This is a genomic window from Ferdinandcohnia sp. QZ13 (genome assembly GCF_031324165.1).
GTDB lineage: Bacteria > Bacillota > Bacilli > Bacillales > Bacillaceae_L > Ferdinandcohnia.
In genome coordinates this window covers 1-632 of the sequence record NZ_JAVIVW010000009.1, presented here as the reverse complement: position 1 = coordinate 632, position 632 = coordinate 1, and the positions used below count along the sequence as shown (strand labels likewise).

The 632-nt window shown below is 53.5% G+C and carries 1 rRNA gene; it reads right to left on the bottom strand.

The features are described 5' to 3' along the window. Position 1: 1 nt before the first annotated feature. Positions 2–632 (bottom strand): 23S ribosomal RNA (locus RGU12_RS13560); the annotation flags it as partial.

Here is a 632-nt window from a genome sequence, read left to right as displayed (position 1 = left end):
TTTGGTTAAGTCCTCGATCGATTAGTATCAGTCAGCTGCACATGTCACCATGCTTCCACCTCTGACCTATCAACCTCGTCATCTTCGAGGGATCTTACTAGTTTAACACTATGGGAAATCTCATCTTGAGGGGGGCTTCATGCTTAGATGCTTTCAGCACTTATCCCTTCCACACATAGCTACCCAGCTATGCCCTTGGCAGGACAACTGGTACACCAGCGGTGTGTCCATCCCGGTCCTCTCGTACTAAGGACAGCTCCTCTCAAATTTCCTACGCCCACGACGGATAGGGACCGAACTGTCTCACGACGTTCTGAACCCAGCTCGCGTACCGCTTTAATGGGCGAACAGCCCAACCCTTGGGACCGACTACAGCCCCAGGATGCGATGAGCCGACATCGAGGTGCCAAACCTCCCCGTCGATGTGGACTCTTGGGGGAGATAAGCCTGTTATCCCCGGGGTAGCTTTTATCCGTTGAGCGATGGCCCTTCCATGCGGAACCACCGGATCACTAAGCCCGACTTTCGTCCCTGCTCGACTTGTAGGTCTCGCAGTCAAGCTCCCTTGTGCCTTTACACTCTACGAATGATTTCCAACCATTCTGAGGGAACCTTTGGGCGCCTCCGTTACT